Annotated in this window: 12 protein-coding genes; 6 read left to right on the plus strand and 6 right to left on the minus strand. The window is 73.0% G+C overall.

The window, feature by feature from the left end; all coding sequences use genetic code 11:
• Positions 1 to 59: 59 nt before the first annotated feature.
• Positions 60 to 1,415, minus strand: coding sequence for a 6-phospho-beta-glucosidase (locus tag ACFY1T_RS28625; protein ID WP_390790711.1), 1,356 nt, complete (start codon positions 1,413 to 1,415; stop codon positions 60 to 62).
• Between the two features lie 107 nt (positions 1,416 to 1,522).
• Entirely contained in the window at positions 1,523 to 2,395 is an 873-nt protein-coding gene (locus tag ACFY1T_RS28630) for a helix-turn-helix domain-containing protein (protein WP_390790712.1), read from the minus strand.
• Positions 2,396 to 2,731: 336 nt separating this feature from the next.
• On the opposite strand from ACFY1T_RS28630, the gene ACFY1T_RS28635 reads away from it, so the two are divergent.
• From ACFY1T_RS28635 to ACFY1T_RS28645, 3 genes are all read left to right on the plus strand, one after another.
• Entirely contained in the window at positions 2,732 to 3,397 is a 666-nt protein-coding gene (locus ACFY1T_RS28635) for a helix-turn-helix transcriptional regulator (protein WP_030868203.1), read from the plus strand.
• 67 nt (positions 3,398 to 3,464) lie between these two features.
• A complete protein-coding gene (locus ACFY1T_RS28640) occupies positions 3,465 to 4,022 on the plus strand; it encodes a hypothetical protein (RefSeq protein ID WP_030868200.1) in 558 nt (185 codons plus the stop codon).
• Positions 4,019 to 5,206 carry an MAB_1171c family putative transporter gene (locus ACFY1T_RS28645; RefSeq protein WP_390790713.1) on the plus strand — a complete coding sequence of 396 codons (1,188 nt, stop codon included), beginning with the start codon at positions 4,019 to 4,021 and terminating at the stop codon, positions 5,204 to 5,206. The genes ACFY1T_RS28640 and ACFY1T_RS28645 overlap by 4 nt, the downstream gene beginning before the upstream one ends.
• A 37-nt stretch (positions 5,207 to 5,243) precedes the next feature.
• On the opposite strand, the gene ACFY1T_RS28650 is transcribed toward ACFY1T_RS28645, so the two are convergent.
• Both ACFY1T_RS28650 and ACFY1T_RS28655 read right to left on the minus strand, forming a co-directional pair.
• Positions 5,244 to 6,023 (minus strand): DUF4239 domain-containing protein, encoded by a 780-nt coding sequence (locus tag ACFY1T_RS28650; protein ID WP_030868194.1) that lies wholly within the window; start codon positions 6,021 to 6,023, stop codon positions 5,244 to 5,246.
• Between the two features lie 71 nt (positions 6,024 to 6,094).
• On the minus strand, positions 6,095 to 6,691 hold the full coding sequence (locus ACFY1T_RS28655; RefSeq protein WP_390790714.1) for a hypothetical protein: 597 nt from the start codon (positions 6,689 to 6,691) through the stop codon (positions 6,095 to 6,097).
• 382 nt (positions 6,692 to 7,073) lie between these two features.
• Between ACFY1T_RS28655 and ACFY1T_RS28660 the strand changes: the two genes are divergently transcribed.
• The 3 genes from ACFY1T_RS28660 to ACFY1T_RS28670 all read left to right on the plus strand — a co-directional run bounded on the left by ACFY1T_RS28660 (position 7,074) and on the right by ACFY1T_RS28670 (position 10,711).
• The gene (locus ACFY1T_RS28660; protein ID WP_390790715.1) at positions 7,074 to 8,612 is read left to right on the plus strand and encodes a YfcC family protein; all 1,539 of its coding nucleotides are present in this window, start codon (positions 7,074 to 7,076) and stop codon (positions 8,610 to 8,612) included.
• Positions 8,613 to 8,675: 63 nt separating this feature from the next.
• Positions 8,676 to 10,055, plus strand: coding sequence for a sensor histidine kinase (locus ACFY1T_RS28665; protein ID WP_390790716.1), 1,380 nt, complete (start codon positions 8,676 to 8,678; stop codon positions 10,053 to 10,055).
• Entirely contained in the window at positions 10,043 to 10,711 is a 669-nt protein-coding gene (locus tag ACFY1T_RS28670) for a response regulator (protein ID WP_390790717.1), read from the plus strand. The genes ACFY1T_RS28665 and ACFY1T_RS28670 overlap by 13 nt, the downstream gene beginning before the upstream one ends.
• On the opposite strand, the gene ACFY1T_RS28675 is transcribed toward ACFY1T_RS28670, so the two are convergent.
• Together ACFY1T_RS28675 and metG are read right to left on the minus strand one after the other, a co-directional pair.
• Entirely contained in the window at positions 10,687 to 11,856 is a 1,170-nt protein-coding gene (locus ACFY1T_RS28675) for a hypothetical protein (RefSeq protein ID WP_390790718.1), read from the minus strand. The two genes, ACFY1T_RS28670 and ACFY1T_RS28675, sit on opposite strands and share 25 nt — an antisense overlap.
• 164 nt (positions 11,857 to 12,020) lie before the next feature.
• Positions 12,021 to 13,736 carry a methionine--tRNA ligase gene (gene metG / locus ACFY1T_RS28680; RefSeq protein ID WP_030868189.1) on the minus strand — a complete coding sequence of 572 codons (1,716 nt, stop codon included), beginning with the start codon at positions 13,734 to 13,736 and terminating at the stop codon, positions 12,021 to 12,023.
• Positions 13,737 to 13,789 lie beyond the last annotated feature (53 nt).

A 13,789-nucleotide genomic window follows, 5' to 3' on the forward strand; every position in this document is an offset into this window, starting at 1 on the left:
CCCCGCCGCATGCGCACTGGGCCGTACGGGGGACCCGCGGCGGGCCCGCACGCGCGGGATCAGCGCAGGTAGGCCAGGCCCGGGTGCTCGGCCGCGTACCGGTCCAGCAGCCGCCGGGCCACGCCGACCGAGTCCACCAGCGGGTGCAGCGCGAACGCCTTGACCGCGTCCGCACGGGAGCCGCTCGCGGCGGCCGCGAGGACCTCCCGCTCGACCGCCTTGACGGAGGTCACCAGGCCCACCGCGTGCAGCGGGAGCGGGTCCACGGCCACCGGGTGGGCGCCGTTCGCGTCGACCAGGCAGGGCACCTCGACGACCGCCTGCGCGTCGAGCACGGACAGCACGCCGCGGCCCCGGACGTTGAGGATCAGCGTGGCCCGCTCGTCCCGGGAGATGGCCCGCATCAGCGCGAGCGCCACCTTCTCGTAACCGCCGGACTCCAGATCGCTCTCGTCGCGCTCGCCCAGACCCGCCGCCTCGCGGTTCTCGGCCATGTACGTGGCCTCCCGCTCGGCCCGGGTCCGGTCCCATGCGGCCAGCGCCGCACCGGCGGCCCGGTCCGCCCGGCCCGCCTCGGCGTAGAACCCGCGCTGCTGGTCGCGCAGGAAGGCCCCGCGGGTCTGCTCGGCCTCCGTGTACGCGCGTACGGTGTCACGGTTGAAGTAGTAGTAATGCAGGTACTCGTTCGGGATCGCTCCGAGCGAGCGCAGCCACTGCGCCCCGAACAGCCGGCCCTCCTCGAAGGACTCCAGCGCCTCGGTGTCGGCCAGCAGCCGCGGCAGTTCGTCCCGGCCGGCGATGCGCAGACCGCGGACCCAGCCCAGGTGGTTGAGGCCGACGTAGTCGATCCAGGCCTCCTCGGGGCGGGCGCCGAGCAGCCGGGCGAGGCGCCGGCCGAGCCCCACCGGGGAGTCGCAGATCCCGATCACCCGGTCGCCGAGCGCCTCGGCCATGGCCTCGGTGACCAGTCCGGCCGGGTTGGTGAAGTTGATGACCCAGGCCTCGGGGGCGATGCGGGCCACCCTGCGGGCGATCTCCCGGGCGACCGGCACCGTCCGCAGGCCGTACGCGATCCCGCCCGCGCCGACCGTCTCCTGGCCCAGCACTCCCTCGGCCAGTGCGACCCGCTCGTCGGCGGCGCGCCCTTCGAGGCCGCCGACGCGGATGGCGGAGAAGACGAAGTCGGCCCCGCGCAGCGCCTCGTCGAGGTCGCGGGTGGCGGTGACGGCCGGGGCGTCGGACACCCCGGAGGCGGCCGCCTGGTCGGCGAGCACCCGGGCCATGGCGCCGAGCCGGGCGGGGTCCTCGTCGTACAGGGTCACGTGGGACACCCGGCCCTCGGCGTGGTCGCCGAGGAGTGCACCGTAGACCAGCGGTACCCGGAACCCGCCCCCGCCGAGGATGGTCAGCCGCACGCCCTACCGCCCTTCGCCCGCGCCACGACCGGTGCCACGATCCGTGACATCCGCTCCCGCGGCACGGGATCGACCCGTGATGGAGACTCCAGTGTCCCCCGCCGCGGCTAGTCCTCCAGCGACGGCACGGCGCGCAGCCGGGGGCCCTGCTGGAGCGGGGCGGTCGAGCCGCCGCCGGCCGGGCCCGTCGCCGCGCCCTGCGGGGTCGACAGGATCATGGTGATCCGGGTGAGTCCCATCCCGTCGAGCATCCGGCTGGATTCGGCCACCAGCCGGCAGCGCACGTGCCCCCAGCGCGGGTCCCAGTGGCGGACGGTCCGCACGGCCCCGTCCAGCTCGGCGGCGTCCGCCCCGTGGGTGCTCAGCCAGTGCGGCACCCCGTAGCGGTAGGCCGCCTCCATGAACGGATCGCGGGCCACCTCCTGGCGGATGCTGTTGAGGCCCTCGTCCTCCGGGGCGGCGGCGAGCGCGCCGGCGAACTGGGCCAGCAGCGGTACGCACCAGGCCGGTTCGTGGTCCTCCAGCACGGCCGCGGCGTCCGGGTGGAACAGCACGAAGCGCAGGAAGTTGTCGTCCGGCAGGGCGGTCGGATGCGGGCGCACCGACTGGAAGAGCTTGTCGAACGCCGAGTTGGTCAGCGCCACGTCCCAGCGGCGGTCCACCAGGAAGCTCGGGTAGGGCACCGCTTCCATGAGCGCCGCGTAGTCGCACAGGTAGTCCCGCTGGGCGGGGTCCTGGGGCAGCCGGCTCTCCTCGGCGGCCCGCCAGGTCGGCGGCGGGTCCCGGTCGACCATGACGCGGAAGAGCCAGAAGCACTGCCGCTCGCTCATCTCCAAGGCCTCGGCCAGGGCGAGCAGTTTGCGGTCGGTCCATTCCTTGACCAGGCCGCGTTCCCAGTTGCCGTAGGCGCGGACGCTGATGCGCAGCCGGGCGGCGAGGTCCTCCTGGCTCAGGCCCAGTTCCTCGCGCCGCTGGCGCAAAATCTCCTTGCGTCGCTCCGACCGCACTGCGCCGCGTGCGGATTCTTCGCCCGGAAGGCGTTCCTCACCGGCTCGGGCAAGCCCATCGGACGGGCGCACCGCTGCGAGATGTGGCACCGAGAGCTCCCCCTCTTCACGGTCTGGATCTTCAATTTCCTCTGGCGATCCTGCTACCGACTTCATTCGAGTGTCAACTATCGTGGCAATTCCAGCCTCTTGACAGCTCATTCCCGCCACAGCTGTGGCAAGTTCTGGCCCTGCGGCGGCTCCTCGGCTAGATTCCAAAAGCCGACCATGTGCCCGTACCGACCCCGCCGCGATCTAGGAGAACCACTGGTGACAGACGGCTTCCCGGCTCCCGTCGCGGTGGCCAACGCGCCCCTGGCAGCCACCGTCACGCGCGTCGCCGAACTCGCGGGCAAGATGGGCCGCGACCTGAACAAGGTCTTCGACCTGCGCCGCCTCTCCGAGGCCTCCGGCGTTCCCGCCGACGTTGTCAGGTCCCTGCTCGACGGTCGGCCCGCCGTCGAGCCCTGCCTGCAGACGCGCTTCCTCCAGCGCCTCGACCTGCTCCGGCGCACCCGGCTGAAACCGAACGGACGCCGCTACACGCAGCAGGAGATCGCGGACGGCGCCGGCATGTCCCGCCAGCAGGCGGGCGCCCTGATCAACGGCGACCGCCGGCCCACCATGGAGCACTGTGACGCCATCCAGCGCTTCTTCGGCGTCCACGCCGGCTTCCTCACCGCCCACGACGCCGAAGCCCTCACCGACGCCCTCCAGCGGACCGAGCAGCAGCTGCTCCAGGACTACGCGGGCCGCACACGCGAAACCGTACCCGCTCCGGCTGCTTCGACCGGCGATCCGCTGGCAAGACTCCTGCAGAACCACGGTGTCCGCGGCATCGCCTGGCGCGCGGCCCAACTGCCCAGCGACAAACACCGGGACAAGGTGACCGAGTGGCTGGACATGCTTCTCGAAAGCGTCAAACCGAATGAATGATGACCCGGTCGAGAGTCTGGGTCTGATCCTTGAGTCCTGATCCGGATCCGCGCCGACGGGGAGAACGGTGAGCATAGGCAGAGAGCAGCGCCGGTTGTGCGGCGAACTGGTGGCCGGGCTCCGGCTGACCGCGCCCGTGGAACCCGTGGACCTCTACGCCGCCCTCTGCGAGGGCATGAGCAGACACCGCGGCCGCCGGGTGGACTTCCGGATGGCCTCGTTCCCGCCGGGGACGGCCAGCGGCCTGTGGCTCGACATGGCGGACCGCGATCTGGTGGTCATCGAGGAACGCACCGCACCCGACCACCAGCTGGTCATCCTGGGCCACGAGCTGTGGCACATGAAGGCCGGCCACTGCAGCCACCACGTCGACGGAGCCGCCGTCGCCGCCCGGCTGCTGTCGGACGAGGCCGACATCGCCGAGACCGTCCGCAGCGTCGCCGCGCGCACGCGCGCCGACGTCTCGGAGGAGACCGAGGCGGAGACGTTCGGCTTACTGCTGGGCAGCCGCTGTCGAACCTGGCTCGCCGGGTCCGCGAGCCATCGGGCGCCCGCGCAGCGTGATCAGTTGGCGGGCCGCATCGAGGCCTCGCTCGGATACCGGGGGCACAGGAACGACCGTTGAACGGCCAGGATTACTACATACCGGCAGCCGCCCTGGCGGTCTCGCTCGCCTTCAAGCTGCCGGCGCTACGGCACAACTGGCGCGATCCGCTGCTGCGGTCGGTCTGCGCCCTGCTGATCCTGGCCGGATCGGTGTTCACCTTCGCCGCCCCGCCCACCATCGGGGCGGTCAACGGGTGGACCGGCATCACCAACTTCTCCGCCCCCCTCGTCTACTGCCTCATCACCCTCTTCAGCGCCGCCTGCCTGGTGCTGATCGTGAACTGGCGCGGCGGCCCGCCCGAGGTGACCCGGCGCATCTCGCGCCGCTGGATGATCGGCTACGGCGGCGTCGTCGTGGTGCTGGTGGTGCTCTTCTCGCTCGGCCACACACCGGTCGAGCGGCTGCGCGACTTCGACACGTACTACGCCAACACCCCGTACATCCAGCAGATGATCGCCCTCTACCTGACGGCTCACCTGGTGGCGGCCGTCGTGATGGTGGCGATGTGCTGGCGCTGGTCCCTGCAGGTGCACGGCTGGCTGCGGATCGGCTTGATGATCATCGTCTCGGGCTACGTCTTCAACCTCAGCTACGACGCCACCAAGATCTCCGCGGTGGTCGCCCGCTGGGCCGGCCACGACCTCGACGACCTGAGCACCTACATCGCCCCGCCGCTCGCCTCCGTCGGCGCGCTGATCAGCGCGATCGGCTTCGTCCTGCCCCTGCTGTGCCAGCGGCTGTCCGACAGCTGGCAGACCTGGACGACGTACCGGCGCCTCGGCGCGCTCTGGCACGAGGTGCAGATCGGCGCCCCGAGCGGCACTCCCTGCGTGCAGATGTCCTGGTGGGCCCCGGCGGAACTGCGGGTGATCCAGCGCGAGTCGGACATCCACGACGGATTCCTGCACCTCGGCCCGTACTTCGACCCCGGCCGCCGCGAGGACGCGTACGCGCGGGCCCGCGCGGCGGGGGCGGGGGAGGAGGCGGCGCGGGCGGTCGCCGACGCGGCGATGGTCGCGGCCGCCGTACAGGCCCGTTCGGCGGACCCGGAGGGCGCGGTCATCGGGGCGAGCGAGGAGAGCGTCCTCGACACCCTCGGGGGGCCGCGCGACCTCGTACGGATCTCCCACGCGCTGCGGCATTCGCCGGTGGTGGCGGCCGTACGGCGGCAGGTGGCCCTGTCGGGCAGCGGACCGGCCTGAGCCGGCCCGCCCGCGCCGTACCGGGGCCCTCGGCGGATCAGTGCTCGGCCGCGGCCAGCGCGACCTTCGGGAACAGGTCCTGGAACGGACCCGCGGAATCGATTCCGTCCCGGCCGTAGGGCGCGTCGAAGCTCCACACCATGAACAGCAGGAACACGATCAGCGCGCTGAACAGCCCCGCCAGCAGCAGCTCGCGCCCGGACCGGCGGATCTGCAGGGTGAAGATCAGCCCCACCGTGACCAGCCCGCCGACCAGCAACCCGAACCACACCACGCTCGGCAGGGTGGACTCGTCGGCCTGCATGCGCGAGTGCCGGGCGTCGTCGGCGGCCGCGATGTGGTCGAGCAGCGGCTGGTAGGCCTGCGCCTGGAGCTCGTTCGCCGGGCTCTGGTGGGTGACGTCGGTGCGCAGCTTGCCGAGCAGGTCGGCGCCCTGGGTCGAGGCGCCCTGGCCCGAGGTGAGCAGCGGCCAGTCCACGGCGACGGTGTGGGAGACGTACGCGTCGACCTCGCCGCGGATCCGGTCGCGGACCGGGGTCGGGTAGACGTCGGCGCGCTGGGTGACCTCGTACAGCGACTGGGCCTCGCGGCGGACGCTGTCCTCGGCGGCACCGCGCGCCTCCCAGACTCCGGCGATGGCGAGGCCCAGCACGATGGCGTAGACCACGCCCACCATCATCGTCATGTACTCGATGACGTCGGGGGTTTCGCTGGTGTCCTCGTCCTCCGCGACCCGGCGGTGCCGGAGCGCGGTGCAGGCGAGGACGAGGGCGCAGACGAGCGCCATGGCGACGGCCAGGACCAGCCATTCGGACACGAGGGTTCTCCCGTTGGTGGATCGGTGGATCGGCGGATCGGGTGGGGCGGTGGGCGGTGGGGCGGTCGGGCTCAGCGACGTCCCTTGGAACGCGGCCGCAGCGCGGCGGCCGCGAGGACCGCCGGGGTGGTGACGACGACCATGAGCATCACGGTGGACATGCCGCCCGGGCCGCGCCGCTCCAGGGCGATCGAGTGGTACGGACGCACGTGGAAGGCGACGGCGGGCGCGGCCACTGCCGCGGCCCGGGGCGGGGCGGGCGTCGCGGCCGGCGCCGGCCCGGCAGCGACCCGGGGATCCGGCGCGGGTGGCGCGGGCTGCGCCTCCCCGGCCCCGGCCTTCGCCGCCGGCGAGGGCGCCGCTCCCGGGGCCGCGACGGCCGGCGCGGGCCCCCGCCCCGGGTGGTGCACGGTGGGCCGCCCGGCGCCGGGCACGAGGACCCGTACCGGAGGCCGCACCGCGGGCGGCTCGACCGCCGGGGGCACGACGGCCGGGGGCACGGTGGCGGGCGGGCGCGGCTTCCCGCCCGGAACACAGACGTCGAGCCGGGCCCCGTGGCCGCGTACGGGCTCGGGGCCCGTGCCGTCGTCCGCGACCGCCACATGGCCGTACAGCGGGCAGAGTGCCGCCACCATGCCCGCTCCGGCGAGGTACTGCCAAGCCGTCACCGCGCGTCCTCCCGTTGTGAGGGTTTCGGCTGAAGAAACGATCACAACGGCGGTTCGATACGCCGCAGACGCGTCAAGATCTTCGGCGCAGGAACCACTTCAGGCCATCGACGTCGGAACCCGCACTGGTCGAGGAAGAGCGCCGGCCCCCTGACGACGACGGAGAGCGCGGGGAACGGCACCGCGCGCGACGCCGTGTTTCCGGCCATCGCCTCCGCGTCGGACCGGTGGTTCACCGCGCGGGAGCCGTTCACCCGCCCGGCCCATTCCGCCACTGCGCCCAGCACTCCCCCGCCCCATGATCGGAGCAGCGCATCCGCACCCCGGCGGCGCCGGAACGGGACCCGGCCGGGAATCGGCCCGGCCCGGAGGGAGGTTCCCGGTGACCACGACGCCCACCGCGCCCCCGGTCCCCGAGGAGGAGGAGCCGCCACCGCCCGGGAAGAAGTTCGCCTTCCCGAGCGCGCTGACGGTCCTGGCCCTGGTCACCGTCGCGGTCTGGGGCCTGGCGTTCCTCGTCCCGGCGGGCCAGTACGACCGCGACGACAACGGAGCGCCCGTCTCCGGCACCTACCACCGGGTCGAAGGCACGCAGAGCTTCACCGACCGCCTGAACGACCTGTTCCTCTCCCCCGTCAACGGCCTGTACGGCATCCAGGACCTCAAGACCCACGAGGTCGGTCCGAGCCTGACCGGGGCCCTCTACGGCAGCGCGGGGGTGTTCCTCTTCGTCCTCGCCATGGGCGCGTTCATCACGGTCGTCTTCGCCACCGGCGCGCTGGACCGCGGCATCGCCCTGCTCGCCCACCGGCTGCGCGAGCGCGGCGCGCTGCTGATCGCCGCCGTGATGCTTGCCTTCTCGGTCCTCGGCACGGTGGAGGGCTTCGCGGAGGAGACCCTCGGCTTCTACGGGCTGCTGGTGCCGATGATGCTGGCCCTCGGCTACGACCGGCTCGTCGCCGCCGGCACCGCCATCCTCGGCGCGGGCATCGGCGTGCTGTGCTCCACGGTGAACCCCTTCGCCACCGGTGTGGCCTCCTCGGCCGCCGGCATCTCGCTGGGCGACGGCATCGCGCTGCGCTTCGCGATGTGGCTGGTGCTCACCCCCGTCACCATCCTCTACGTCGTCCGGTACGCGCGACGCGTCCAGAGGGACCCGGCGAAGTCCGTGTGCGGTTTCCTGCCCGGCGACCGGGAGCGGAAGGCGACCGGGGCCGACGTGGTGGAGCCGGAGCTGACCCGCCTCCACAAGACGGTTCTCGTCCTGCTCGTCCTCGTCTTCGCCTTCATGATCTTCTCGGTGGTGCCCTGGTCCAGTGCGCTGACCGGCAAGGCGGACGCGGCCCCGTACCCTTGGGAACTGGACTGGTCCTTCCCGCAGCTGGCCGCCCTGTTCATGTGCGCGGCGGTGCTGGTGGGCCTGGTGGCGCGGTTGGGCGAGGCGAAGCTGAGTTCCACGATCATCCAGGGCGCCGCCGACTTCATCTCCCCGGCGCTGGTCATCATGCTGGCGCGCGGGGTGACCGTCATCATGAACAACTCGAAGATCACGGACACGGTCCTGCACTCCATCGAGGGGATGGTCGGGGGCACTTCGTCCGGGCTGTTCGCGGTGATCGTGTTCCTGGTGAACCTGCCGCTCGCCTTCCTGATCCCCTCCACCTCCGGCCATGCCACGCTGGCCATGCCCATCCTGGCTCCGCTCGCGGACTTCGCGGGGGTCTCGCGGGCCCTGGCGGTCACGGCCTGGCAGGCGGCGAGCGGCTGGATGAACCTCTGGGTCCCGACCACGGCCGTGACGATCGGCGGCGTGGCCCTGGCCAAGGTCGGCTACGACCAGTACCTGCGCTTCGTCTGGCCGCTGCTCGCCATCCTGCTGGTCCTGATCTGCGGCTTCCTGGTGGCCGGGGCCACGCTCTGACGCCGCGGGGGCCCCGCCCGGCCCCCGGCCCCGGCCCGGGCGCCCCTCGCCTACGCTGACCGCATGTCCGCCCGCTCGTTCCCCACGCCCGAACCCACCGCCCCCGGGGAGCCGCTCGAGCGATCGCGGCGCGCCGAACCACGGGGCGCCGAACCCCAGGGCGGCGCACCGCCCGTGGCCGTCTGGGCCGCCCTGAAGACACCGGCCCGCTTCCTCGCCTCGTGGTGGCCCTGGCGCTGCTGGGCGTACCTGGGCAGCGGAACGCTCCTCGGGTACGGGGTCCTGCTCGCGCTGGCGGTGCTCGTCGGGCTGGGGGTGCTCTTGTCGGTGGCCGGGATCGGACTGCTCCTGCTGCTCGGCGCCGTCGCGGGCGGGGTGCCGCTCGGCGCCCTGGAGCGGTGGCGGCTGCGGTGGCTGGAACCGGTCCCGGTGCCGGATCCGCACACCTCGCTCGCCGGGGCCGGCGCCGCCGCCTGGCTGCGGACCCGGCTGCGCGAGCGGGCCACGTGGCGGGAGTTCGGGTACGCGGCCCTGCTCGGGCCGGTGTTCGGCGCGGCGGGCCTCGGGATCGTCGGCCTGCTCGCCTTCTCGCTGACCCTCGTGGCGAGCCCGGTCGTCGTGTGGGCCCTCGCCCCCGAGACCGTGATGCTCATCCCCGGCAGGGCCGTCTCCGGGCCGCTGGAGGCCTTGGGCGGCACCGCCGTCGGACTGGCCGGGCTGGTGCTGGCCGCGTACGCGGCCGGGCTGCTCGCGGGCGCGCAGGTGAAGACGGCGCGGCTGCTGCTCGGGGCGCGCGAGGAGGACCCCCGGGTGCTGGAGCTGACCCGTTCGCGGGTGCGCCTCGTGGAGGCGTTCGAGGCCGAACGGCGGCGGATCGAGCGGGACCTGCACGACGGCGCGCAGCAGCAGCTGGTCGCCCTGGGCATGACCCTCGGTCTCGCCGAGCTGGAGCTGCGCCGGGTGCCGCAGGCCGCCGGCGCCGCCGCTCTGGTGACCCGGGGCCGCGGGGAGGCGCGCCGGGCGCTGGAGCAACTACGGGACCTCGTACGGGGGATCCATCCTCAGGTGCTCGCCGATCACGGGCTCGCGGCTGCCGTCGCGGAGGTCGCTCTGCGCCATCCCGTGCCCGTGACGGTCGACTTGGACGACGTGCCCCGGCTGCCCGAACCGGTGGAGCTGACCGCCTACTTCACGGTGACCGAGGCCCTGGCCAACGCTGCCAAGCACAGCGGTGCCTCCCGCATCGGCATCGCCGGTAGGGTCGACGGTGGCCGGCTGACTCTCTCCGTCACCGACGACGGCCGCGGCGGGGCGGATCCCGGCGCGGGAGCGGGCCTGGCGGGTCTCGCGGACAGGGTGGCGATGTTGCAGGGCAGGCTGGTGGTGTCCAGTCCGGTGGGCGGTCCGACGGAGCTCCGCGTGGAGGTGCCGTGCTCCGGCTGATCCTCGCCGAGGACTCGGTCCTGCTGCGTGCCGGGCTGACGGAACTCCTGACCCGCGGCGGCCACCGGGTCCTGGCCGCCGTGGCCGACGCCGACGCGCTGGTGCGGGCGGTGGAGGCAGAGCGGCCCGACGTGGTCGTCACGGACGTCCGGATGCCGCCCGGCTTCCGCGACGAGGGGCTGCGCGCCGCCCTCGAACTGCGCTCCCGGGACGGCTCGTTGCCGGTACTGGTCCTCTCGCAGTACGTCGCGACGGCGTACGCGACCCAGCTGCTCACCGCCGGCGCGGCGGCGGGCGGCGCGGGCGGACTGGGCTATCTCCTCAAGGACCGGGTCGGGGAGGTCGCGGAGTTCCTCGACGCCCTGGAACGGGTGGCGGCCGGCCGGACGGTGATCGACCCCGAGGTGGTCCGTGTCCTGCTGGGTCGGCAGGACACGGACCGGCCGCTCGCCCGGCTCACCCCGCGCGAGCGCGAGGTGCTGGCCCTGATGGCCGAGGGCCTCAACAACCAGGCTCTGGCCGCCCGGTTGTTCGTCACCGAGGCCGCCGTCGTCAAACACGCGAGCAGCATCTTCATGAAGCTGGATCTCGATCCCACCGAAGGCAACCGGCGCGTCCTGGCCGTACTGGCTCATCTGCGGGGCGCGCAGGGCTGACCCCGTCGCGCGTTGCCGGCCGGGGATCCCGCCACGACGAGCGAGGAACCGGGCCGGGCCACCGACCTGGCCCAGACCGCCAGGAGGACCGGGAGCGCGAGGTAGCCGAAACGGCCCGCCGGGGCCAGGGCGAAGGCCAGGGTGAGGCCGATCGCGAGGCGGTCGGCGGCGGCGACCACCGTGCGTGGCGGGCGCACCGACAGGGAGACCGCCACCGCGAGGCCCGCCACCGCCAGCAGGGCCACCGTCAGGTACCAGCCCCACGGGCCCAGTTCGGCCAGCAGGTGCCCGGGGAGCGGGCTGCTCGCCGGGGTCGGTACCTCGGCCCGCCCGGTCGGGAACGCGAACACCTGCCGCCACAGCTCCGCAGGCTGGAGCACCGCGCCGGGCAGGATCAGCACTGCCGTGCCCGACAAGGCCACCAGGGCGCACCGCACCGCGGCCCGCCGGCCGCCGAGGACGGCGAGCAGCGCGACCGTCACGGCCACCGCGGGCAGCGCCGTCCACTTCAGCGCGCAGGCCGCGGCGAGCACCGCTCCGGTCAGGACCGGCCGTCCGGCCGCCGCGGCCGCCAGCGCCAGGCAGAGCAGCCCGGCCAGCGGGAGGTCCACGCCGCTCACGGTCAGCGGCAGGGCCACCACCGGCGAGGCCACGAGCAGCGGAAGCCACGGGGCGTGCGCCGCGCCGAGGAGCCTGCGTCCGGCCCGCAGACCGCCGAACAGCGCGGCAGCGCACCAGAGCCGGGCGTCGCCCAGAGGCCCGCCCAGCACGGCGTGCGGGATGCCGAAGACCGCCATGCCGGGCAGGTACGGGGTGTACTCCTCGACCCCCGCCGGCCGGTCCACGTACATCCGTCCGGTCTCCAGGAGCAGCCGGCCGGAGCGTTCGATGACGGTCACCTCGGACTGGCCCCGTCCGCTCAGGACGAGCCACAGCAGGGGGACGGCGATCGCGCCCGTGAGGGCGGCGGCGAGGGCGGCGCGCGGCCGGCGGGCGTCGAGGGCCGCAGCGCAGAGGTAGCCCACCGCCGCGCAGCAGCCCCACAGCCGGTGCGGTTCCAGCGGGGACACGAGCGGGAAGGACAGCGCCCAGGCGGCCGCGGCGAGCCAGCCGAGTGTCCGCAACACGGGGAGGGAAGGGGTCATGGGCCCATTCCAGCCGCTCGGCCGCGCCGCGTCGGTCCCTCCAGGCGGACACTTCGCGGTCGGGTTTTCCCTACCCCGACCGTCCGCCCTTGCGCCCGCCCGGGCCGGGTACGGCGAAGGGGCGCGACCCCGGCAGGTCGCGCCCCTTCGCCCGGCGGGGAGGGTCAGGCGGTCTCGGTGCCGCCGAAGCGCTCGCGGTAGGACTCCAGGTCCTCCTCGGCGATCCGTGCGAAGAGCACCGGCGGCACGGTGAACGGCGTGCCCGCCGGGACCGCGTCCAGGGACTTGGCCTGCTCCGGGCTGATCCACGTCGTCGTGTCGTCGGCCAGCGCGAAGGAGGAGCGCATGGTGCGCGCCGAGGCCGGGATGAAGGGCTCCGAGACCACCGAGTAGAGGTGGATCAGGTTCATCGCGGTGCGCAGGGTGAGCGCCGCGCCGTCCAGGTCGGTCTTGACCTCCAGCCAGGGGGCCTTCTCGTCGAGGTAGGCGTTGCCGGCGGACCACAGGGCGCGCAGCGCGGCCGCGGCCTTGCGGTACTGGAGGGAGTCCATGTGGCCCTCGTACTCGGCGAGCAGCTCGGCGATCTGCTCGCCCAGCCTGGCCTCGGCCTCGCCGGCCGGGCTGCCCGCCGGTACCTCGTCGCCGAACTTCTTGCGGGAGAAGGTCAGGACGCGGTTGACGAAGTTGCCGAGGGTGCCGCCGAGGTCCTTGTTGACCGTGGTGGTGAAGTGCTCCCACGTGAAGGACGAGTCGTCGGACTCGGGCGCGTTGGCGATGAGGAAGTAGCGCCAGAAGTCGGCCGGGAGGATCTCCAGCGCGTGGTCGGTGAAGACGCCGCGCTTCTGCGAGGTGGAGAACTTGCCGCCGTAGTACGTCAGCCAGTTGAAGGCCTTGACGTAGTCGACCTTCTTCCACGGCTCGCGGGTGCCGATCTCGGTGGCCGGGAACATCACCGTGTGGAACGGGACGTTGTCCTTGGCCATGAACTGCGTGTAGCGCACGTCCTCGGCCTCGTACCACCACGCCTTGTAGTCGCGGTTGGCCGGGTCGGCGTCCGCCCACTCCTTGGTGGAGGCGATGTACTCGATCGGCGCGTCGAACCAGACGTAGAAGACCTTGCCGTCGGCGGCCAGTTCGGGCCAGGTGTCGGCCGGTACCGGCACGCCCCAGTCCAGGTCGCGGGTGATGGCGCGGTCGTGCAGGCCCTCGGTCAGCCACTTGCGGGCGATGGAGGACGCCAGCTGCGGCCACTCCTCCTCGTGCTCCGCGACCCAGGCCTCGACCTCGACCTGCAGCTTGGACTGGAGGAGGAAGAGGTGCTTGGTCTCGCGGACCTCCAGCTCGGTGGAGCCGGAGATCGCCGAGCGGGGCTCGATCAGGTCCGTGGGGTCCAGCACGCGGGTGCAGTTCTCGCACTGGTCGCCGCGTGCCTTGTCGTAACCGCAGTGCGGGCAGGTGCCCTCGACGTAGCGGTCCGGCAGGAAGCGGCCGTCGACCGGCGAGTAGACCTGCCGGATCGCGCGCTCCTCGATGAAGCCGTTCTCCTGGAGCTGCCGCGCGAAGTGCTGGGTGATCTCGGCGTTCTGCTGCGAGGAGCTGCGGCCGAAGTAGTCGAAGGACAGCTCGAAGCCGTCGTAGATCGCCTTCTGGGCGTCGTGCGCCTGCGCGCAGAAGGTGGCGACCGAGAGGCCGGCCTCCTTCGCGGCGAGTTCGGCGGGGGTGCCGTGCTCGTCGGTGGCGCAGATGTAGAGGACGTCGTGGCCGCGCTGGCGGAGGTACCGGGAGTACACATCCGCCGGAAGCATCGACCCGACCATGTTGCCCAGGTGCTTGATCCCGTTGATGTAGGGAAGCGCGCTGGTGATCAGGTGTCGAGCCATCCTCGGATGCTCCATTTCATCTATGCGGTGACAACGTGACGTGACGGATTGTG

The sequence above is a fragment of the Streptomyces sp. NPDC001194 genome, from assembly GCF_042896985.1.
In the GTDB taxonomy this organism is placed as follows: domain Bacteria; phylum Actinomycetota; class Actinomycetes; order Streptomycetales; family Streptomycetaceae; genus Streptomyces.

Excerpts from the sequence above, each read along its gene's own strand:
- ACFY1T_RS28675 (WP_390790718.1), bottom strand. The coding sequence starts at position 11,856 with ATGACCCCTTCCCTCCCCGTGTTGCGGACACTCGGCTGGCTCGCCGCG.
- metG (WP_030868189.1), bottom strand. The coding sequence starts at position 13,736 with ATGGCTCGACACCTGATCACCAGCGCGCTTCCCTACATCAACGGGATC.
- ACFY1T_RS28665 (WP_390790716.1), top strand. The coding sequence starts at position 8,676 with ATGTCCGCCCGCTCGTTCCCCACGCCCGAACCCACCGCCCCCGGGGAG.